The organism is Mucilaginibacter jinjuensis (genome assembly GCF_028596025.1).
In the GTDB taxonomy this organism is placed as follows: domain Bacteria; phylum Bacteroidota; class Bacteroidia; order Sphingobacteriales; family Sphingobacteriaceae; genus Mucilaginibacter; species Mucilaginibacter jinjuensis.
In genome coordinates, this window is sequence record NZ_CP117167.1 from 5,125,645 (window position 1) to 5,148,098 (window position 22,454).

General features: G+C 42.1%; 17 protein-coding genes and 1 tRNA gene. 6 read left to right on the top strand and 12 right to left on the bottom strand.

Features of this window, described 5'->3' with window-relative positions:
• Positions 1 to 175 precede the first annotated feature (175 nt).
• On the top strand, positions 176 to 3,163 hold the full coding sequence (locus tag PQO05_RS22075; protein WP_273629618.1) for a glycoside hydrolase domain-containing protein: 2,988 nt from the start codon (positions 176 to 178) through the stop codon (positions 3,161 to 3,163).
• Between the two features lie 42 nt (positions 3,164 to 3,205).
• On the opposite strand, the gene PQO05_RS22080 is transcribed toward PQO05_RS22075, so the two are convergent.
• The 3 genes from PQO05_RS22080 to PQO05_RS22090 all read right to left on the bottom strand — a co-directional run bounded on the left by PQO05_RS22080 (position 3,206) and on the right by PQO05_RS22090 (position 5,814).
• Positions 3,206 to 3,279, bottom strand: a tRNA-Ala gene (locus tag PQO05_RS22080).
• A 68-nt stretch (positions 3,280 to 3,347) separates the two neighbouring features.
• Entirely contained in the window at positions 3,348 to 4,115 is a 768-nt protein-coding gene (locus PQO05_RS22085) for a hypothetical protein (protein WP_273629619.1), read from the bottom strand.
• A 613-nt stretch (positions 4,116 to 4,728) separates the two neighbouring features.
• Positions 4,729 to 5,814, bottom strand: coding sequence for a hypothetical protein (locus PQO05_RS22090; RefSeq protein ID WP_273629620.1), 1,086 nt, complete (start codon positions 5,812 to 5,814; stop codon positions 4,729 to 4,731).
• A gap of 551 nt (positions 5,815 to 6,365) precedes the next feature.
• Between PQO05_RS22090 and PQO05_RS22095 the strand changes: the two genes are divergently transcribed.
• The 3 genes from PQO05_RS22095 (at position 6,366) to PQO05_RS22105 (ending at position 8,135) form a co-directional block, all read left to right on the top strand.
• On the top strand, positions 6,366 to 7,562 hold the full coding sequence (locus PQO05_RS22095; protein ID WP_273629621.1) for an MFS transporter: 1,197 nt from the start codon (positions 6,366 to 6,368) through the stop codon (positions 7,560 to 7,562).
• A 193-nt stretch (positions 7,563 to 7,755) separates the two neighbouring features.
• A complete protein-coding gene (locus tag PQO05_RS22100) occupies positions 7,756 to 7,935 on the top strand; it encodes a hypothetical protein (RefSeq protein WP_273629622.1) in 180 nt (59 codons plus the stop codon).
• A gap of 35 nt (positions 7,936 to 7,970) precedes the next feature.
• On the top strand, positions 7,971 to 8,135 hold the full coding sequence (locus PQO05_RS22105; protein WP_273629623.1) for a hypothetical protein: 165 nt from the start codon (positions 7,971 to 7,973) through the stop codon (positions 8,133 to 8,135).
• 78 nt (positions 8,136 to 8,213) lie between these two features.
• Here the strand turns inward: PQO05_RS22105 and lpxB are convergent, their stop codons facing one another.
• The 9 genes from lpxB to PQO05_RS22150 all read right to left on the bottom strand — a co-directional run bounded on the left by lpxB (position 8,214) and on the right by PQO05_RS22150 (position 20,721).
• Positions 8,214 to 9,326 carry a lipid-A-disaccharide synthase gene (lpxB, locus tag PQO05_RS22110; protein ID WP_273629624.1) on the bottom strand — a complete coding sequence of 371 codons (1,113 nt, stop codon included), beginning with the start codon at positions 9,324 to 9,326 and terminating at the stop codon, positions 8,214 to 8,216.
• A gap of 1 nt (position 9,327) precedes the next feature.
• Positions 9,328 to 9,585, bottom strand: coding sequence for a hypothetical protein (locus PQO05_RS22115; protein WP_273629625.1), 258 nt, complete (start codon positions 9,583 to 9,585; stop codon positions 9,328 to 9,330).
• Positions 9,586 to 9,619: 34 nt separating this feature from the next.
• Positions 9,620 to 11,128, bottom strand: a complete 1,509-nt coding sequence (locus PQO05_RS22120) for a carboxylesterase/lipase family protein (RefSeq protein ID WP_273629626.1) — start codon at positions 11,126 to 11,128, stop codon at positions 9,620 to 9,622.
• 25 nt (positions 11,129 to 11,153) lie between these two features.
• The gene (gene surE, locus PQO05_RS22125) at positions 11,154 to 11,921 is read right to left on the bottom strand and encodes a 5'/3'-nucleotidase SurE (RefSeq protein WP_273629627.1); all 768 of its coding nucleotides are present in this window, start codon (positions 11,919 to 11,921) and stop codon (positions 11,154 to 11,156) included.
• Positions 11,922 to 12,198: 277 nt separating this feature from the next.
• Complete coding sequence (odhB, locus tag PQO05_RS22130) at positions 12,199 to 13,833, bottom strand: 2-oxoglutarate dehydrogenase complex dihydrolipoyllysine-residue succinyltransferase (protein WP_273629628.1); 1,635 nt, start codon at positions 13,831 to 13,833, stop codon at positions 12,199 to 12,201.
• A 99-nt stretch (positions 13,834 to 13,932) separates the two neighbouring features.
• The gene (locus tag PQO05_RS22135; RefSeq protein WP_273629629.1) at positions 13,933 to 16,743 is read right to left on the bottom strand and encodes a 2-oxoglutarate dehydrogenase E1 component; all 2,811 of its coding nucleotides are present in this window, start codon (positions 16,741 to 16,743) and stop codon (positions 13,933 to 13,935) included.
• Positions 16,744 to 17,233: 490 nt separating this feature from the next.
• A complete protein-coding gene (locus PQO05_RS22140; protein ID WP_273629630.1) occupies positions 17,234 to 18,769 on the bottom strand; it encodes a cryptochrome/photolyase family protein in 1,536 nt (511 codons plus the stop codon).
• Between the two features lie 189 nt (positions 18,770 to 18,958).
• Positions 18,959 to 19,132: a hypothetical protein gene (locus PQO05_RS22145; RefSeq protein ID WP_273629632.1), complete on the bottom strand. Its 174-nt coding sequence runs from the start codon at positions 19,130 to 19,132 to the stop codon at positions 18,959 to 18,961.
• 296 nt (positions 19,133 to 19,428) lie between these two features.
• Positions 19,429 to 20,721 carry a DASH family cryptochrome gene (locus tag PQO05_RS22150; RefSeq protein ID WP_273629633.1) on the bottom strand — a complete coding sequence of 431 codons (1,293 nt, stop codon included), beginning with the start codon at positions 20,719 to 20,721 and terminating at the stop codon, positions 19,429 to 19,431.
• A 314-nt stretch (positions 20,722 to 21,035) separates the two neighbouring features.
• On the opposite strand from PQO05_RS22150, the gene PQO05_RS22155 reads away from it, so the two are divergent.
• Both PQO05_RS22155 and PQO05_RS22160 read left to right on the top strand, forming a co-directional pair.
• Positions 21,036 to 21,683: a TetR family transcriptional regulator C-terminal domain-containing protein gene (locus PQO05_RS22155; protein ID WP_273629634.1), complete on the top strand. Its 648-nt coding sequence runs from the start codon at positions 21,036 to 21,038 to the stop codon at positions 21,681 to 21,683.
• A gap of 106 nt (positions 21,684 to 21,789) precedes the next feature.
• Positions 21,790 to 22,449 carry an HAD family hydrolase gene (locus tag PQO05_RS22160; protein ID WP_273629635.1) on the top strand — a complete coding sequence of 220 codons (660 nt, stop codon included), beginning with the start codon at positions 21,790 to 21,792 and terminating at the stop codon, positions 22,447 to 22,449.
• The last annotated feature ends 5 nt before the right edge of the window (positions 22,450 to 22,454 follow it).

Consider the following 22,454-nt stretch of genomic DNA (forward strand, 5'->3'; position numbering starts at 1 on the left):
TACTACACTAACTTTACATTAACCTGTACAAACGGACACTTTAAATAAAAATTTAAATGTTGTAACATATTTGCGATGGTTGTGGTGTAAAACCATTAAATTTTATATTTCTTAGTTCAGCAAATTATCTGAAACCTGTAGCTTTAATTTAATTTCATTTTTCATCTGCTTTTATATGCTTAAAAATGCCTTCCTTTTCGTTGCCCTGTTTATTTTATGCTTTACTGTTTCGGCACAACCTGTAAAATATGTTTCGGGTAATAATTCATGGGATCCCGATTCATTAGGCAATCATCGTGCAGTTGTTAATGTACTTACTGCAGGCAAGGTTAGTAAAGCGATAATTGAATGGCGCCGACGAGACGACCCAACCGATAAGGAGATTATTGTAGTAGATGCCAAAAGCAACAAACGGATATTAAATGTAAAAGCTGAAGAGATCTCGCGCGAAAAGGGAACGGTTTATTTTGAGCCAACATCAGGTCCTGGCAAATACTATATTTATTATATGCCTTACAAGGTAACTGCGCGGTCTAACTATCCGAAAGCGGTTTATAATAAGATGATCAATACCGCATCTGCAACCTGGCTGGCTACAAGTACTGCGAAAGCTACACAAGCTGCGTTATTATACCTCGAATCTGTTAACGCCATGAACAGTTTTTACCCAATGGAGGTAATTGCAACGCAACATGAAATAAGTAATTTAATAAAAACCAACGCCAACAAGCCCTACCTCGTTTTTACCGAAGATCGCGAGCACCCCACAAAGATGTCACACGATTTACCACAACGATGGGTGCAAAAAGGCATCACCAATAAATTTACCGGAGAAACTTTAAAAGGCGAAAATTACAGTTACCAACTGGGCCTGTACCCGGTTAATCAAAACCTGCAACAAGTAAAATTAATTTTCAGCGACCTGAAAGATGCCGCCGGCCACCGTATCCCATCATCTGTAATGAGCTGTTTAAATACCGATGGCACTAAATACGATGGCACACCATTGAGCAACGTAGTTAATATAAACAAAGGTGATGTACAAACTTTGTGGTGCCTGGTAAATATCCCGACTCAAACTATTGCCGGTACATATACTGGCATTGTAACGGTAAAAGCGGCCAATGCGGCATCAACCAATATTAAAATCAGCCTCATCGTAAAAAATCAAACAGCTATAAAAAACGGTGTGAATGAACCTTGGAAACAGACACGTTTAACATGGCTTAACTCAACCCTGGCACAGAAAAACGATGTTATAAAACCTTACACACCGTTACAGGTAGATGATAAAACGATCAGCCTGCTGGGCCGTAAATTAATATTGAACAGCAACGGTTTTCCCGATCAGATCCAAACTTTCTTCACACAGGAGATGACCGGAACAACAACCACGCCTAAAAACCTTTTGACCGAGGGAATCCATTTTCACATCATCAATTCGGCAACACATAAAGATATTGCCTTAAAAAACGAGGGCATAACCTTTACCGAAAAGCAACCCGGCACAGTAAAATGGCAGGCCAGCAACACGTCGGACTTAGTAAAGATGGATGTAGATGCTTCAATAGAATTTGATGGTTATCTGTTTTACACCGTTAAGATAACTGCACTACAGGATGTGGACCTTGACGATATTAAACTGCATATCCCCTTCGATAATGCTTCGTCGAAATACCTCATCGGCCTTGGCCAAAAAGGTGGCTTACGACCCGATACCGTAAAATGGAAATGGGACGTAGCCTCCAAAAATCAGGACGGCGCCTGGGTTGGTGAAGTAAATGCAGGTCTGCAATATTCATTACGTGACGAAAATTATGTGCGCCCGCTCAACACCAATTTCTATCTGCAAAAACCACTGATACTGCCAACATCTTGGGGTAATAACGGCAAGGGAGGTATTTGGATGGGTATCAAAGGAAAATCAATGCTATCTGAAAATTACAGCGGCGCCCGAAGCATGAAAAAAGGCGACGTACTCCACTATAATTTCACTTTGTTGATTACTCCTTTTCACACCATCGATACCGATTTTCAATGGGCTACCCGTTTTTATCATAAATACAACAACCTCGATTCCATTAAGGCAACCGGTACTACGGTGATCAACATTCATCATGCCACGCCGATAAATCCTTATATCAACTATCCATTCATCGCCCATAAAGCCATGAAGAGTTATATCGATTCGGCACACCAGCTGGGTTTAAAAGTGAAGATCTATAACACCGTTCGCGAACTATCTAACAGTGCTTACGAAACTTTCCCCATGCGTAGCCTCGGCCACGAAATTTACTCTACCGGCAAAGGTGGCGGTTACTCCTGGCTGCAGGAACATCTGGGCAACGATTATATTGCTGCCTGGTACGTGCCCGAAATTAAAGATGCAGCCATCGTAAACAGTGGTATGAGCCGCTGGCATAATTATTACGTGGAGGGCATGAACTGGCTGGTGCAAAACGTAGGTATTGATGGCATTTATCTGGATGATGTGGCCTTCGACCGGATTACCATGAAGCGGATTAAACGGGTATTAACGCAGGATGGGCACCCGGGTATTATCGATCTGCATTCGGCCAATCAATACAACAAGAGTGATGGATTTAACAACAGCGCCAACTTGTATATGGAGCACTTCCCCTACCTTAACCGCTTATGGTTTGGCGAGTATTTTGATTACGAGAAAAATGACGCCGATTTCTTTTTAACCGAAGTATCGGGCATACCGTTTGGCCTGATGGGCGAAATGCTGCAAGGCGGCGGCAACCCGTGGCGTGGCATGATATTCGGCATGACAAACCGTATGCCCTGGAGCGATAATGCCGACCCACGACCAATATGGAAGGCCTGGGACGATTTTGGTATGCAAGGCACCAAAATGATTGGTTACTGGGTAGATAGCAATCCGGTTAAAACAAGCGACAACAAAGTATTGGCAACCGTTTACAAAAAGAATAACAAAGCTATGATTTCGATAGCCAGCTGGGCAAGTGATGACATCAAAGTAAAACTTCAGATTGACTGGAAGGCTTTAGGCATAGATCCTGCCAAAGCCATTATCACTGCACCAGAAATCAAGAATTTTCAACCGGCTGTCAAGTTTGGAGTTAATGACGAGATACCTGTATCGAAAGGTAAAGGATGGTTGTTAATAGTGCAGTAGCGTAACACAAAAGCCTCAATTAAATTGAGGCTTTTTATAATGTGGAGAATATCGGAGTCGAACCGATGACCTCTTGCATGCCATGCAAGCGCTCTAGCCAGCTGAGCTAATCCCCCGTGGATTGGGTGGCAAATATATTACAATAAGCAATAAAATGAAACTGATAATTGATTTTATTTTAACACTACCTTTTTACAAAGTCGGCATAGCTGCGTTTGATGTACATCATCATATCGTAGTCTGTCATTTTCTGGGTATCGCCCAAACCCAGTTGGTATTTTTCAGTGAACCGACGCAGCGAATCGCCCTTTAAACCTGTCAACGCATTTATTTTCTGTCTTGAGAATCTTTGGCCTGCATAGTTGTATTGTTCGTTGGCTATCAGTTCTTTCTGCAGTTTAGTTGTTTTAGATTTTTTATCGCCAATTTTATTTACAACCTGCAACAGGTTTACACTTAGTATGGTAGTGGTACTATTGGGTGCGGTTACATTATCGTACGGGATGTAATTATTTATTTTGGCGTTATTAATAAAAATGTCCTGAACGCCTATCGCTTTATGATTAAACACGTATGAGAATTGCTCCCGGTTATTAATGGAGTCTACGTTTAAGTTCCTGTGCCCCCTAACAGATACCTCGTTCAACATTAGTGAAACGGGTTCCATGATAATTTTTAACGTGTCGGGCTTGTTCTTTGGCCTGTAACTTAGCCGGTAGGTTTTATAACCCGCATGTACAATATTAATACTATCACCTGCACTAATATGCGAAATCCTGAAAATACCGGTAGAGCTGGTGTATACCTTGCCACCTGCTGTTGTTATAATAGCACTTGCAATGGGAAGCCGGGTGCTTCTTTCTACTACTAAACCGGTTACAGATTGCGCTGAAAGCTGATGAGATAGTACCATAAATACCAAAACGCATAACAATCGATAATTTACATGCATTTTCAAGGATGATTAGGTGTGTATACTAATATCGGCAAATTTTATCTTAAATAGTAGTTAAAATTTGTTAATACCCGTATTTAACCGTTCAACACTAAAAAATGTCCGAATGTTCTGATAATTCTTTCTCTGGTTTAACAATTATGTAAATAATTGCAAGTAGACAAACTACTAATACGAAGCGTGTAAAAAGGTAAACGAAATTTTCCATGATCTTAAATTTTTAAATGATTTAATAACTCAACATGGAAAGAGAAATTCAACAACAAAGCCAAACAATCAACACATTGATTATCAGCAAATAACCAGTTAATCATTCATTATACGCCCGCTTTATATCGTTATTTAACGGGCAAGCTATCGAAATAAAGACTTTCTATCCCTTGTCTAATCTGTAAGACGAACCACAAGCCTTTACATTTTAAATTTTTGATATTATATATCAATTGTTTGATTTTCTTTTCCAGTTTTTGATACCACAAAGCAACGGCATTTAAAAAACGATAAAAAGAGAACATTAAAGGAAAGGATTGGACAATTCGCGGTAGGCCGAAGAATATCTTACCAGTGCAATTCAATATAATTTTAACTTACCCCAACAGCCCATCTTCCTTTAGTTATTTTTTAGCCCCACTGAATAATTCTCATAGTTCAGCAAGTATTCATGATGATCGAAAAAATTAATACTGAAAATATTAACATCAGAGTTAGGATAAGGTGTAGTTTGAACAGCGGTAGGGTTTGAATTTACACCTGCCATATAATTATAATTAAAGCCATGCCGGGTAGAAAGGGTTATTTTATCATCACCAGAAAGGATGGTATTATTGTTACCTTTTATCCCGGTTTCTAAGTTACTAAAACCTGAACTACCGGTATCAAAGGTAGCATAACTGGCCGCAGGGTTGCCATCATATTGTACTGTTGCTTCTATCAGCGCATTGGTTTCTGAAGCAATAGGGTGACTGATGAAACCCGAAGAAAAGAGCTGCTGCTTAGTCAACCCAATAGTGAGCAATCCAGGCACATAGGTTACCTTATCTGTAATAAGGGCCTTAAAATTGAGCGAGCCTAATTTAAACCCGGAAGCCAGATACGCAGGCAACTTAAAATGGCGAAGCGGACTGTTAAGTATCACACCAGGACCATCGAGTACACTAACCCCAAACACATCAAAAGAATGCGGGGGTAATGTTTCTCCAGATTCTCCGCTAACACATTTGTAGTAAATCAGAAAGGGCAGCCGTGTAGTGGTTACATGGCCGTTATCGTCTCCCAGCTTAACCGTAGCATAAGCAATGTTACCGTACAAATGTACCGTACTAAGCCCCGCAATGCCGTAGCTTACTGTATCTCGCTTATTTGTAACGGTAATACCACTATAAACTAAGGAATCGCCCGAAATGGTAAACCCACTGGCATTAAACATAGATGCCGGCAGCATCCCATCGGCATCCAGTACCAGGCCTGTTGAACCCGTATCAAAACGACTATAATCATCAATTGGCTGATTGCCTACTTGTGTAATGTGCATTAAAAGTAAATGATCTGCGTCGCTTAATTGCAGCTCGTATAGGCCGAGCGTAGCATAACTTGTTTCGGGCTGCTGTGTATTATCTTTTTTGCAGGATGTTAAAAACAAAAGAAAGCTAAGGCCTAAAGCCAGTAGCCTGCTAAGGCGCGTGTAAGGTTGTTTCATTTTAGGTTGAAATTATACTTACAAAACTTAATTTTCAGATGGATATTATCGGATGAAACAATGATAATACAGAGTTTATCTTCGGGTAATATTTCAAAGCAATTCGCTCATTTTATGAGGGATAAAGTACTATTAAGCTCAAATTAACCACTCCATTTTAAAAGGAACACAGGTCATCCGGTAAAGCGTTTGGGTGATTAGCTAAGTATCCATATTAAAGATGTAAGCTGAAAACACAAAAGGCTTAAAAACAGTAAAGCCTCCTGATGGGCAGGAGGCCTTTACTAACCAATTATAAACCTAAATTATGAGAAGACATTTTTGTTATCGTTTCCGATGGTGTAAAAGTAACACTAAGTTTCGAAACGACAAAATATTTTAAAAAATTATTTTTATTTATTTCGATTAACTGTTACAAATATATAAACGTTTCTGTTAAATCATTATTATATATTCAACAAATGTATGTTACACATCTAAAATTTACATAAAAATTACGCTGTTATGTTCAAAAAATAAAATTTCAGCAAATAGTATTTTTAATATTGCAAATGCGTAATTCTACACCCACCGAAGCTAATAACGAACTAAGCCCGCTAACATTGTGGGTGATGACAATTACTACCGGTTTAGTAGTGGCCAACATTTATTATAACCAGCCATTACTTACCGATATTGCCGATACTTTCCACGTAAGCAACAGCAAAGCCGGGCAGGTTTCTATGTTTACACAAATAGGATACGCAGCCGGCCTGCTATTTATTGTGCCCCTTGGCGATATGTTTAAGCGCAAAAAATTAATGCTGATTGATTTTGCACTGGTTATAATTTCGCTTTTAGGCGTTGCCCTTGCCCCTACATTACCACTATTATATATAGCCAGTTTCCTGGTAGGCCTTTCATCTATCATCCCCCAGTTATTAATACCAATGGCGGCGCATCTTGCAGACCCAAAAGAACGTGGTAAAAAGATTGGCTTTGTAATGAGCGGATTGTTGATAGGTATCCTACTATCACGTACCATCAGTGGCTTCGTAGGTGCACATTTTGGCTGGCATGCCATATTTTATGCAGCGGCAGTTATGATGTTTGCTTTATGGGCGCTCATCTATTTCCTGTTGCCGGAGATCGAACCTTCATACACCGGCAAATACAGCGACCTGATGAAATCGCTTTACCATTTATTTATGAGTGAGCCTAAATTGCGTTTGGCTGCTTTTCGCGGTGCGTTGTTATTTGCTGCTTTCAGTGCATTTTGGTCTACGCTCATATTTTTGTTAAAACTACCGCAATTTAACAAAGGCAGTGATGTAGCAGGCGCATTTGGGTTGGTGGGTGCCTTTGGAGCAATTGCCGTAGGCTTAATGGGCAGGCTGACTGATAAGGTAGACGCCTACAAGCTTTCTACCTTCACTATCTCATTGGTGGTTATATCATTTATTATCTTTTACTTTTCGAGCAGCAGCATTATAGGTTTGGTAATCGGCGTTATCATTATGGATATGGGTGTACAGGCTACGCATATCTCAAACCAGGCCATTATATTCTCACTAACCGAAGAAGCGCGTAACCGGGTTAATACGGTTTACATGGTGTCTTACTTTGTGGGCGGCTCGGCAGGTACATTTTTAGCCAGCCGCTTATGGGACCAGTTTCAATGGAACGGCGTGTGCGCAATTGGTACAATACTGTCTGTTATCGTGCTAATTGTACACATGGCTAATCACAAAAAAATGCAGATTAAATAGCGTCTATTTGACGCAATGGGGATTATTTTAAGCTGATTCTATTTTTTTTGAAAATTTTTATCGAACTAAAATCGCCCCTCAATGACATTAGCAAGACATTTCTGAACTAAAACAGGTTTCAGACTACAACTTTTTCTTAGGTACTTTAAATTTTTGGCACTGTATTGGAATAACCTCTATCAAATACGCTGATATGGTTATTGATAAAAATAATATGGAAAACACGGAGAAAGAATGGGAAAACCCAATCAACCCCGAAAAGCCTACCGATGAGCGTGATAAAGAGCAAGTGGTTAGGCAATATAAAGAAGCTAAGCGCTTAAAGAATAACCTGACCGAAAAAGGTCACATCGATAAAGTAAAAAAGAATTAGTTAATAAATATTTTAACCTGAAAAACATTACAGTTATGAAAATCGAGAAAGCATCAACCGTTACCAAATTAGTTAACCGTTTCGATAATGAGTTAAGAGCAATTTTACAAGCTGATTTAATCGCTGTAAAACGCGCTAAAAATGAAGTTTTAGATAAAATAGCTCAAACTGTGCAGGGCAATCGTTTGTCTGCTGCATAACAACACGCACATCATCTACCTATAAAAATACACATCAACACCTATGAAAACGATAGAGATTTGGCTCACGCCAGGTCTCTATTTTTTTTGCGCATATTTTACAATCAGCCCCGCTGTTTTGGCCGAAGCACCGGGCTCGCCCATTCGCTCATCCAGTTTGCTGTAGTCAGCAAGCATTTGCTGGCGGTAAGTAGCATCGTTTAATATCAGTTCTAATTCAGCAGCAATGGTTTGAGGGTTGCAATCCTGCTGTATTAATTCCTTCACAATACCCCGGTCTACAATTAAGTTTACCAACGATATAAAACGGATCTTAATTAATGCACGTGCTATGGCAATAGTAATCTTTCCCCCTTTATACACCACCGCTTGTGGCACGTGAAATAAAGCCGTCTCCAGCGTTGCTGTGCCCGATGCTACTATGGCAGCTTCGGCATTACTTAACAGATCGTAAGTGGCGTTAAATACGATTGGGATGAATTCTCCCGCCAGGTACTGATCGTAATATTCAGCGTTAAATGATGGAGCGCCTGCAATCACAAACTGGTAATCCGGAAACTGCTTAGCAGCGGCCAGCATATCGGGCAGTAAAAAATTAATTTCCTGCTTGCGGCTGCCGGGTAACAGGGCTACTATTTTTTTGCCGGTAAGATTATTCTCCTGAAGGAAATTCTCATTCGGTTTAAAGGCAGATATGGCATCGAGCAACGGGTTGCCTACATAATCAACATCCATACCCCAGCTTTTATAAAACTCTACCTCGAACGGCAGGATGCAAAACAGGTGATCAACCACCCGTTTAATTTTTAGTACACGTTTCTGGTTCCAGGCCCAAACTTTGGGCGAGATATAGTAGTAAACCGGGAAGCCTTGCTTTTTAGCGTATTCGGCAATTTTGAGGTTAAAGCCCGGGAAATCGATTAGGATCAATACTTCTGGCTGATAAGCGCTGATATCAGCCTTACAAGCCTTCATATTTTTGAGGATGGTGCGCAGGTTAGCCACCACTTCCACAAAACCCATAAAAGCCATATCCGCATAGTGCTTTACCAGCTTGCCGCCCTCGGCCTGCATCAGGTCGCCGCCATAGAAACGGAATTCGGCCTGCTGATCAAGTTTCTTCAATTCCTTCATCAGGTTAGCCCCGTGCAAATCGCCCGAAGCTTCGCCGGCAACCAGGTAATACTTCATATCAGAATTTGAGTACCAGTAAAAATATAATGATCATGAACGCAAAGGTCGATAGCATAATGCCCTGCGCTGTTTTATTACGTTGCTGGCCGATAAATTTCATGATAGCCAGATTCAATGCAATAGCTACCAAATAAGGTATAGCAGGCTTGTGCATAATTACAACGCCCTTATAAAAATACCCGAACAGCAACCAGGATATAACAGGAAATACCAGCCCTAAAGCTATCCCCCAAAACAGATTATTATTTTTTAGCATGATTAAGCCAAATGTACAATTTATATTGATGTGCTTAATTAAGCACCAAACTACCTGATGGATGGTTCGGATCGTTAAATACATCTTTCAAAGTAGTAGGGCCGGATATCTTATCGAATACCATGATCGACCGTACAACTCCCTGGTAAGGCGGCCAGTCGGCGTAGTTAATTTTGCCGGGCTTATCCCCTTTTATAAAGTTAACCCAGGCTGTGTGCATTTGTACGGCCAATTCGGTATTGAAGCCATCGTTATGTTTAGCATCGGGCAAATACCATACGTAAGGTAATTCATCGGCATGGGTGGCTCCTTTACCATCCTTATTATAATCGAAACGGTATATCCAAAGTTGATTGCCGGCTTTAGCCAAGGCATCCGCCAAACGGTACGAATGCATTTTGTACATATACTCGGTAAGGACCGTAGCAGCTGCCGAATCGGGATCAATGCGTTTAGCCTCTGATTGGTAAGCAGCCAGTGAATACTTATAGTTATTACCAAACCAATCATACAACGATGTAGAATCGGGGGTGTAGAGGCGCTTGTCCATGTTCATAAACAACCGGCTTTCTACTTTATTGGTACCTATCAACAGCTTAATGTTTTTATTAGTTTTTTTAGCGATGCACTGATAAGGATCGCCTGATATAATATCCCCATCATCAACCGGGCCGAAATAATTGGTACCCTGTGCACCTTTACATACTTTGGCCTGGGCTATCATTAGTTGTTCTGCCGGCAGTGTTAATAGTTCTGAAGCTTTACTTACATGTAATTCATTCATCACACGCTGGCGAATAGCTTTGGCGGTAACCGAATCGCGTACGCATTGCACACCGCCGCTTTCTAAAACCAACTGGCTAAACAAGCCTTTTGATTGTGGTGTAAGTAATAAAGTGCTGGTCAGCTTAGCCCCTGCCGATTCGCCCATTACGGTTACACGTGATGGATCGCCGCCGAATGAGTTGATATTTTCTTTGATCCATTTTAAAGCCATCATCAGATCAAGCAAACCGTTGTTGCCTGATGTACGCAGCGATTTATCAACATCGCCCAGGTACATAAACCCGAATATGCCCAAACGATAATTAATGGTAACGGCTATCACACTATCACGATCGGCGAAGGCATGGCCGTTCATTCCAATGCCCGAACCCACCGTTAAGCTGCCGCCATGTACCCAAACCACTACCGGCATTTTAGTTTTGGGCTGAATTGCCGGTGTATATATATTTAATGATAAACAATCTTCATTCCCCCTCACTTTACCACCATCGCCGCCTTGCACAGCGGTATTGCCGAACTTTTCGCATAGCAGAGTATCCTTCCATGCAAAATGGGGCTGAGGTGCTTTAAATCTTAGCTCGGCAACCGGTGGCTGAGCATAAGGCACGCCTCTAAATATGATGGATTGATTTTCCTGAATGCCTTTAATATAGCCTTTTGTGGTTTTTACTACTATATTCTGTGCGGATGCAGCGGTAGCAATAATCAGCAAAAACAGACCGGCTATGCGGGTAAAATGTGGGGATGTAAATTTCATAGGTAGATTGATCAGCTAAAAATACTTAAAACTTCCAACCGTTTAAAACCGCGATAGCATGGTGTGCCGTCATATCAAATTGTACGGGTACTACCGATACATAATTATGTTCTAATGCCCAAACGTCGGTATCCTCGCCCTGATCGTCCAATTGAAATACACCGGTTAACCAGTAATAAGGGCGCTTATGCGGATCAACGCGCTCATCAAACTCTTCAGCCCATTTAGCGCGTGCCTGGCGGCAAATTTTGATCCCTTTCAGATCGGCAGTATTCGGGAAGTTTACATTCAGTAAGGTCGCCGTTGGCAAACCATTTTCTAATACCTGCAACGCAATTTCCTTCACATATTTAAGCGCATGGCTAAAGTTAGCCTGCAACGTAAAATCATCCAGTGAGTAACCGATTGAAGGGATACCTTCAATAGCCCCCTCAACCGCTGCCGACATGGTACCCGAATACAATACGTTGATGGAATTATTCAAACCATGATTAATACCCGATACACACAGATCTGGCTTTTTACCTTTGAAGATGATATTCACAGCCAGCTTTACACAATCAACCGGTGTACCTGAGCAACTATAGGTTTCGAAGCCATCATACAATTCTACTTTATCTAAACGCAAGGGCTTGCCAATAGTAATGGCGTGCCCCATTCCCGATTGCGGGCTATCCGGCGCTACCACCACCACGCGACCAATTTCGGCCATGGTTTCCATTAAGGCTTTAATACCGGGAGCTGTGATGCCGTCGTCGTTTACAATGAGGATGGTGGGCTTATCTTTTTTCATGTTGTATTATTTATTATAATCTTATTTAGTGACACACCCCTTATTATCGGTGGTGCTAGATGTATTGCACTACAATTCCCCTCTCGAGAGGGGACGCACAGACACTACAAAATGCAGTACCTCTCAGAGGGGTGTGTCCTTCTGTCTTTTGTCTTTTATCCTTGCTCTTTTAGTCTTTCTTCTGTCTTTTGTCCTTACTCTTTCAGTCTTTCTTCCTCAAACTAAACAACAAAGCCTTCCAGAAAATCTGAAAGGCTTTGCTTTATTGAGTTGCGTATTAAACGCCTAATAATAACCTTGCAGGGTCTTCCAGTAATTGTTTTACCCTTACCAGGAAGCTAACCGACTCGCGGCCGTCAATTACACGGTGATCATAAGATAATGCCAGATACATCATTGGGCGAATTACCACCTGACCGTTAACTGCCACAGGGCGCTCAATGATATTGTGCATACCTAAAATAGCTGATTGTGGCGAATTGATAATCGGGGTTGATAACATTGAACCAAACACACCACCGTTGGTGATGGTGAAGGTACCGCCAGTCATTTCTTCGATAGTCAACTTGTTTTCGCGGGCTTTACCGGCTAAAGCAACAACTGCTTTCTCGATATCAGCCAGGCCCATTTGATCTGCGTTACGGATAACCGGAACAACCAGACCACGTGGTGCAGATACTGCGATTGATACGTCAACGAAATCGCTGTACACGATCTCATCATTCTCTATACGGGCACCTACGGCAGGCCATTCTTTCAATGCCTCGCAAACTGCCTTAGTGAAGAACGACATAAAGCCTAAGCCTACGCCATGTTTCTCTTTAAATTTATCTTTGTATTTACCGCGTAACTCCATGATAGGTGCCATATCAACCTCGTTGAAAGTGGTTAACATTGCAGTCTCATTTTTAACGGCAACTAAGCGTTTAGCAATAGTTTTACGTAATGAAGTCATTTTTTCGCGACGCTCAACTCTTGAACCCGCTACCGCAGGAGCAGCCGCCGGTGCCGGAGCTTTTGGAGCAGCAGGCGCAGCTGGTTTAGCCGCAGGTGCTGCTGCCGGAGCAGGAGCTGATGTTGCAGGTGCACTTGCTGCAGCTGGCTGAGCAGTGCCTTGTGCGTTCAGCGCATCTTCTTTAGTGATGCGGCCACCAACACCGTTGCCGGTTACTGATGCTGGGTCAACACCTTTCTCAGCTAATATTTTAGCTGCAGCAGGTGATGGCGTGCCTGATGCGTAAGTAAGTTCTTTAGTAGCAGCGGCAGTTGCAGGGGTAGCTTCAATTGCCGGAGCAGGAGTATTACTGCCACTTGCTGCTGCTACCGATCCACCAGTTACGATGCTGCAAACAACAGCGCCAATTTCTAATGTATCGCCTTCTTTAGCAATGGTTTTTAAAACACCAGCGCTTTCGGCAGTTAATTCAAATGTTGCTTTGTCTGATTCCAGTTCGGCAATGGCTTCATCCATCGCTACTTCATCGCCGTCTTTTTTAATCCAGCGTGATAAAGTAACCTCAGTAATAGACTCACCTACCGGTGGAACTTTGATTTCGATTGAACCAGTTGATTGAGTAGCAGTGGCAGTTACAGGAGCAGTCTCGGCAACCGGTGCAGGAGCAGGAGCCGGTGCAGCTTCGGCAGGAGTGCTACTGCTACTCGCTGCTGCTACTGATCCCCCATCTTCAATACTTGCTACAGGAGCGCCAATGGCTAAAGTATCACCTTCGGCAGCTATTGTTTTTAAAGTCCCTGCTTTTTCGGCAGTTAGTTCAAATGTTGCTTTATCTGACTCTAACTCAGCGATCACTTCATCCATCTCCACAGCGTCGCCGTCTTTCTTAATCCAGCGCGACAAGGTAACTTCGGTAATTGATTCGCCTACCGGCGGAACTTTTATTTCTAAACTCATACTATCTATGTATTGTAGGTTATTAGTTGTGATTGAGTGAGTGGTGAGTTTTGATTGCCTTCAATACTCGCAATTCAAAACTCACTACTCAAACTGAACTCAGTCCGCGCTGGTTTCAGCCATTTTTTTGGTTGTCTCTTTTATCGTTTCTTTCACGGGGCTGCCTGCAGGTGCTTCAAAAGCTTTACCAACAATGTACAATTGCTGTGAGTTATGTTGTTTCGAATAACCTGTAGCTGTACTTGCACTTTCTTTACGTGAAATAACATCCAGCTGCAATTCGCTCTTGCGGAACTTACGCAGCATGTATGGCCATGCACCCATGTTCTCAGGCTCTTCCTGTACCCAGATAAATTCGGTAGCGTGGCTGTATTTAGCTTTCAGCTTCTCCATTTGATCTTTAGGTGTAGGGTAAAGCTGCTCAACACGTACAATGGCAACATCTTTACGTTTATCGGCTTGTTGTTTCTCTAACAAATCGTAATAGATCTTTCCAGAGCAGAACAACACACGTTTTACTTTTTTGGTATCAACAAAACTATCGTCAATTAACTCCTGGAACTGGCCTTCGGTAAAATCAACCAACGGCGATACACATGCCGGGTGGCGCAGTAAGCTCTTCGGTGTAAACACAACCAGTGGCTTGCGGAAATCGCGGTTTAACTGGCGGCGTAATATGTGGAAGAAATTTGCAGGTGTAGTACAGTTTGCTACCTGGATATTGCTATCGGCACAAAGCTCCATAAAGCGCTCTATACGTGCTGATGAGTGCTCTGGGCCCTGGCCTTCGTAACCGTGAGGTAATAACATTACCAAACCGTTACCACGTTGCCATTTAGTTTCGGCACTGGCTATGTATTGGTCAACAATAATTTGCGCACCGTTAACAAAGTCGCCAAACTGTGCTTCCCAGATGGTTAGGGCGTGTGGGTTAGCTAAAGCATAACCGTACTCAAAACCTAAAACACCATACTCAGATAATAATGAGTTATAGATACTGAATTTTTCTTCGGCACCGATATGATCCATCGGTGTGTACTCTTCATCCGTATCAGGCAGTGTAATTACTGCGTGGCGGTGAGAGAAAGTACCACGTTTAACGTCCTCGCCGCTTAAACGTACCGGGTGGCCTTCTTTTAATAATGAACCGTAAGCAAATAACTCGCCCATTGCCCAATCAAAAACTTTGGTTTCGTTAACCATCTTGCGGCGGTCTTCAAACAGTTTTTCTATTTTCTTGAACAGTGGTTTGCCTTTAGGCAGTTCCGTTAATTTATTACCGATAGCCAATAACTCAGCTTCTGCAACAGCTGTGGCTGTAGGTGCAACAGCTTCTTTTTCAGAACCGATGTGTAAGCCCTGCCATGCACCGGCAAACATTGGTTTGCTTTCGGTGAAGCGGTCTTCAGATTTGCTTTCGTTTAATTGAGCCTGCAACAGGTCGCGGAAAGTTTTTTCCATTTCCTTAGCTGCATCGGCAGATATATCGCCCTGCGCCAATAATTTTTGCAGGTAAATTTCGCGTGGGTTAGCGTGAGCTTCAATAGCCTTGTACAATACCGGCTGGGTAAATTTAGGCTCATCGCTCTCATTATGGCCGTAACGTCTGTAACATAAAATGTCGATAAATACATCTTCATTAAATGTTTGGCGATACTCCATAGCCAGGTTAATGGTATAAGCCAATGCCTCGGCATCGTCGCCATTTACGTGGAAAACCGGAGATAAAACGGTTTTAGCAATATCAGTACAATAAGTACTTGAACGTGCGTCTTTATAGTTGGTGGTAAAACCAATCTGGTTGTTGATCACCAGGTGAACGGTACCACCAGTGCGGTAACCTTCCAGTTTTTCCATTTGCAGCACTTCATAAATAATACCTTGTGCTGCTACAGAAGCGTCGCCGTGTATTAATATTGGTGCAATACGGTTATAATCGCCGTTATATTTAAAGTCGATTTTTGATCTTGTCTGGCCTTCAACAACCGGGTCAACAGTTTCCAGGTGCGAAGGGTTAGGGCATAAGCTTAAGTGAACGCTTTTGCCGTTAGAGGTTTCGATATCTGTAGAGAAACCTAAGTGGTATTTTACGTCGCCACCGTAAACGGTATCCACATCGTAGTTTTTGCCTTCAAACTCAGAGAAGATCTCTTTGTATGATTTGCCCATGATGTTAGCCAGCACGTTTAAACGGCCACGGTGAGCCATACCAATGGTAAACTCTTCGATACCCAGTTTAGAGCCTTTTTCGATAACCGAATCCAGCGCCGGGATTAATGCCTCAGCACCTTCCAGCGAAAAACGTTTCTGACCCAGGAATTTGGTACCCAGGAAGTTTTCGAAAACTACCGCCTGGTTTAATTTATTCAGGATACGTTTTTTCTCATCTGCCGAGAACGAAGGCTGATTGCGGGTTTTCTCCATGCGGTCTTCAAACCACTTGGTTTTTATCGGGTTGCGGATGTATTTGTACTCGGCACCGATAGTTTGGCAGTAAGTATCTTCCAGCAACTGGCGAATGTCGCGCAGGGTTGCTTTGCCCAAGCCTACTTCAACACCGGCATTAAATACGGTATCCAGGTCGGCATCACTTAAGCCAAAAGTTTCCAGTTCTTTGCCCGGAAAATACTGGCGGCGCTCGCGTACGGGGTTAGTATGCGTAAACAGGTGGCCACGTGAGCGGTACCCGTTTATCATATTTAAAACGTTTATTTCTTTTAACACATGGTTGGGCGGCGTATCGGTACCACCTGCAACAGCAGGCTTACCATCCGAACCTTTACCAAAGTCAAACCCTTCGAAAAACTTTTGCCAACCATAATCTACCGAGGCTGGGTCCTGCTGGTAGGCTTCATATAGAGAGTCGATATAGGCTGTGTTTTCGTTATTTAGATATGTGAAACGATCCATCTGTAGAAATCAATCTGTAAAACAGTGCAAAACTAAGACAATTACCTTAGATTTCCTTTTAAAATAAATTCATATTGAGGTAATATATAGGAGAATTAGTAACTTTTTGATAACAACCTCGTGCCTACCCGTGAACACTACCACGTCATTGCGAGGTACGAAGCAAACTTAGACCGATTTGTAGTGGCTTTCGTGTAGCAGAAATCCGTTTTTCATTAGGAACGGATGTGTGATAATTCAACGTCAGTGGATGTTCATTTCTTTTTCTCTCAAAAAGAAACGAACCAAAGAAAAAGTCGTGGCTGCTCAATTTTCTATGAAAGAGTGTGGTGTAGCTAATTTTGTGCTATCCGAAAATCAAGATGCCACAATTGTTAGGTTATTAAGGGTTTATCAGGGCAGTTACCATCGGCATTATTTATTAGTCATTGCAATGACTAATCGGATTTGGTCTCGATTCTTGACTCTCGATTCTTGATTCTCTTTCCCCCTATAACTCATCTACCATCCCCAAATAAACCTCGGCCTGTTCATTGATTTTTCTTAATTCATCAGCTGGAAACTTACGCATAATATTATACATCATGCCAACGCGTGGGTTAGGTTCGAGGGTTTCAGCATTACGGTCAAAGAAATTCCAGTAAAGGCTATTGAACGGGCAGGCGCGGTCGCCGTATTTCTTTTTATAATCGTAATGGCAGGCTTTGCAGTAATCACTCATTTTGTTGATATAGGCAGCTGAGGCTACGTAAGGCTTAGAAGCAATAATGCCGCCATCTGCAAACTGGCTCATGCCACGGGTATTGGTAATTTCTACCCATTGCAGGGCATCAATGTAAACGCCCAGATACCATTCGTCTACCTCATCTGGATTTGAGCCCGATAGTAAAGCAAAGTTGCCGATTACCATTAGCCTTTGAATGTGGTGTGCCCAAGCGTTATTCAATGACTGTCCGATGCATTTGCTGAGGCAATTCATTTTGGTATTACCATCCCAAAACCATTTAGGTAGCTGGCTTTTATGATTAAAGAAGTTAAGGGTTGCATACTCGGGCATTTTGGCCCAGTATACGCCGCGCATAAATTCGCGCCAGCCAATTACCTGCCTCACAAATCCCTCTACCTGTGCAAGTGTAATATCTTCTTTATTCTTATCCCACTGGCTAAGTACTGCAGTAATAATTTCGACCGGTGAAATCATCTTCGTGTTTTGGGCGAATGACAACCGCGAATGGAAAAGGCTGATATGCCCGTTCAGCATAGCATCTTCATAAGTACCAAAATGCGGCAACAAATTTTCACAAAAATAGTTAAGCGATTGTAAAGCTTCCTTACGAGATAATGGCCAGCCGAACTTTTCAGCATCTACCCTGCCAAAATACTTCACTCCCATTTTATCAATCATTACTTTCAATGCCGATACATCATGGTTAAACAGGATAGGCTCTTGCAGCGGCACTTTGTTATCGTATTTCTTTCGATTATCATGATCGAAGTTCCATCTGTCGCCTAATGGCTGATCACCTTTCATCAATATGCTAAGGCGTGTGCGCATGCTTCGATAAAAGTTCTCCATCAGGTAACTTTTACGGTCGCCAAAAAAATCACGCACCTCGTAGCGGGTGGTCAGGAAATGTTCGGTATCGGCTACGCCGGTTTCAATATTGAGTGACAGGCAAAATGATTTAAGCTGTTCGTCTAAACGGTATTCGTCGGGCAATTGATATTCAAAACGTTTGATATGGTGCTTTGCAATAAGCTGTTGCAAATTTTTATCGATGTGCTGCTGGTTATCTGTATCATCCAATTTTATATAAATTACCTGGTGACCAGCCTTACCAAGCTGATGAGCAAAGTTGCGCATGGCGGCAAAAAAGGCGAGGATTTTTTGTAAATGATGCGTCACATATTCCTGTTCTTGCATCACTTCCATCAGCACATAATAAACTTCGGGATCTTGTTTGGCAAACCAACTGTGCTTACTGTTTAATTGATCGCCAAGAATAAGCCGGAGTGTTTTTGCCATGTTGTTACAACGCATCTAAACGTTGATAGTTTAACATATAAAACCGGGCGCTATAAACTCTCTTAATGTGCTTTATGAAATAACTTCTTCACGAAGTCTTTGAGATAGTCAAAGCCTTCGAAAGCTACGGCGAGGACGCCGATGATGACGGTAAATTCTTCGAAGGAGTTCATTTTGTGGTTTATTAACTTACTTTATAAATACGAAATATATTACTGCCCAGACTGAGATAAACATCAATCCGCCTAAAATATCATTGCGGTACTTTTTAGCATCCTTTTTAATAATCAGATGATATAAAATCCACCCGATAAATAAAGCCGTCATAATTGGCGGTCCAAGCAATGCTAAGCCAGCTCCCATATTTTTAAGTATTTAATAATACTAAGTTCGTATTTATTTATATTATATTGAACGCTTTCAAAAAGAAAATGTTACAGGGTTGGTGTCGGGCGAGTGTCATCAAATTTATTTCAATAGTTTTTTTGTCATTCCGAGGAACGAGGAATCTTATTCACCATACATCTTCTTCATGCAAATCGAAGAAGATTATTAATGAAGTGTTAGTATTATTAGTATTATAGGTATTAATGAGCTCCCTACGGTCGGTTCTTCTCTGCCGCTCTGAATGACAAAGGGGAAAAAGACGTGTCGGCAAGTTACGCTACGTCCTTAGTATGCGATAACCAAAGCGCCAGGTAATCATCTTTATACTCGGTACCTAATTTAGAGGTATCAAAGTATTTATTTTCGCGTGGATCGTTACCTACACCGGCAACAAAGATCCAGTTACCCCAATTGCTGGCGGGTGAGTAATCTATCAGCACACTTTCGAAGTATAACGCGCCTTGTGTCCAGTCTACTTTTAATTCTTTGATGAGGTAAGCGGCCAGGGTTTGGCGGCTATAGTTATTGATGAAACCGGTATTGTTTAATTCGGTCATTGCGGCATCTACTGCTGCGTTGCCGGTTGCACCTTGTTTCCAGTTTTCGAAAAGTTCGCCTTGCTTGGTGGCTGTTTCGGGAGCTTCGGTTTTAAAACCTTCGGCTTTGAAAAACTTGGTGCTGCCGTGTTTTTTAAACATAAACCTAAAGTAATCGCGCCATAAAAGCTCGAGCACCAGCGGGTTGTTGTTATGATGAAAATGCTGCATCACACTCCAATATACCTGGCGAGGCGATAAACACCCCATAGCCAACCAGGGCGAAATACCTGAAATAGAAGTATGCATGCCATTACGCGCAGGCTTTGACCCCATTGCGGCAAGGGCATTATTAATATAGCGTTGCAGTTGCTCGTTACCTGCTGTTTCGCCGCCTATAAAACTAAACTTGGCGCGGGTGTCGGCAATTGGCTCTTCCAATCCTAATTGTTGCAGGGTTGGTATTTCGCCGGGTTCTGCATTTTCGGGCAGTATTATATTTTCGGGCGCTTGTACGCTTGGGCGTACATCGCTGTCGCGCTCTACTTTCTTTTTAAATACGGCAAAGCTATCCGGGATATCTTTTATCGGGAAAGGCAGATCTTCTTTATGGTAAAGCGTGTGGCCTATAAAGTGTTTAAGGTTCAGCTTAATTTTCCATAAGGCGGCTTCCAGTTTTTCAGAAATGGCAGTTTCTTCGAATGATACCTCGCGGTGGTGATAAACCTCGTTAACATGATATTCTTGTGCCAGTTGTGGGATCAGTTCGGCAGGGTCGCCAATGCGGACGATCAGGTCGCCACCCAATGACTGTAAGTTCTGACGAAGGTTAGCTACAGATTCTATCAGAAACTTTGCACGAATGTTACCTGTTTTAGGTACACCGGCTTCGGTGGTCTCGAAATAATAGGGATCGAAAATATAAACGGGCAGTACTTTATCGGCTTTACGCGTAGCTTCTAACAATATTTCATTATCGTTTACACGTAAATCATTTCTGAACCAAACCAATATCGTTTTATCGCTCATTCTATCGCTTTAGCCTACCGGGTTTGTAAAAATTGCAAATATTCGCGTCATTTTCACACAATCAGTCAATTTTTGACATCATCCCAACATTTCATCTTCGCCCGGGGTAAATAGGCGCATTTACAGATTATGGCATAAAGATAATACAATATTGATTGATAAATAAAAGCGTAACACAATTTTTGCCTGTTCATTTTTAGAGAAAAAATGAATAATACACACTATTTCATATTATTTTCCTGTTTTTATTATCATACAAGCATGACATTTGCTTGGCTATTAAATTGTAACTTTAAATAAAACACAGGAGCATTATGGCCACTATAGAGAGCATACAATCCGCTTATATAGATTATGTACTTACGCAGGGCGAGCAGCCTAAGTCGGTATACGTATTTGCGAAACAGAATGAAATTACCGAAGAAGAGTTCTATCGTTTCTTCGGATCGTTTGAGGCACTGGAGCAAAACATCTGGGCTGAAACAGCTACCAAAACCATTGCTGAAATTAAAACTCAGGAGATTTGGCCGCAATATTCATCGCGGGAGAAAGCATTGTCGTTCTTCTACAGCTTTTTCGAATTATTAAAAAGCAGCCGCAGCTTTGCCATCTACAGCTTTAACAGACAGCCCAAAGGGTTATCGCATCCGCGTGTGCTGGATACTTTAAAGGTGATAGTAGAAAACTTTGCCGATGAGATAATTAAGCAAGGCCTCGAGTCGAACGAACTGGCTGATCGCCGTTTCCTTTCCAAACGTTATAAAGACGGCCTTTGGATGCAGTTTGGCTTTGTGCTTAATTTCTGGATCAACGATAATTCGGCCGGGTTCGAGAAAACTGATGAAGCCATTGAGAAAGGTGTAAACGTAACGTTTGATCTTTTCCAACGTTCGCCAATTGATAATTTGCTGGAGTACGGCAAGTTTTTGGCAAAGAATAGCAGGTTTGCGGAACGGGTGTAACCCCTCCCAACCCTCCCCAGAGGGGAGGGCTTTAAAAAATCAGCAATCGCAATTAATAAAGTATAAAACTTAACAAAGCCTCCCCTTAGGGGAGGTTGGAGGGGTAATGAAAAATTTTGCTGCCATATTTGATATGGACGGAACTTTAATTGACAACAACGTTTACCATTTCAAAGCTTACCAGCAATTATTTGCAAGCCACGGTTTGCCCCAGCTTTCGCAACAAACATTTAATGAGTATCTGAGCGGCGTACCCGGCTTAATGGGCTTGCACAAAATACTCGACGGCCAGTTTAACGATGATGAACTGAAAGCCATGTTTGAGGAAAAAAATGAGAACTATAAAACAGTTTACGCGCCGTATGTAAAACCCATTACAGGTTTGGAGCGATTTTTGGCATCATTAAAACAGGCAGGCGTAAGCATGGCCGTGGCCACATCGGCATCGCATGGCAATGTTGATTTTGTGTTCGGGCATTTAAACATCAGGCAATATTTTGATGCCATTGTTGATAATACAGGTCTTACACGTGGTAAACCTGATCCTGAAATATTTTTGAAGGCGGCCAAAGCATTAAACATGCAGCCTGCCGATTGTGTGGTTTTTGAAGATTCGATCTCGGGCGTTAAGGCAGCCAACAGCGCCGGGATGAAAGTGGTGGCCATTACAACCACCCACAAAGGCGGCGAGTTGAAACCCGTTAATATTTTAATTGACGATTATACCAATATCGACCTTAATAAACTGGCTGCATTATTTGATTGATAAAG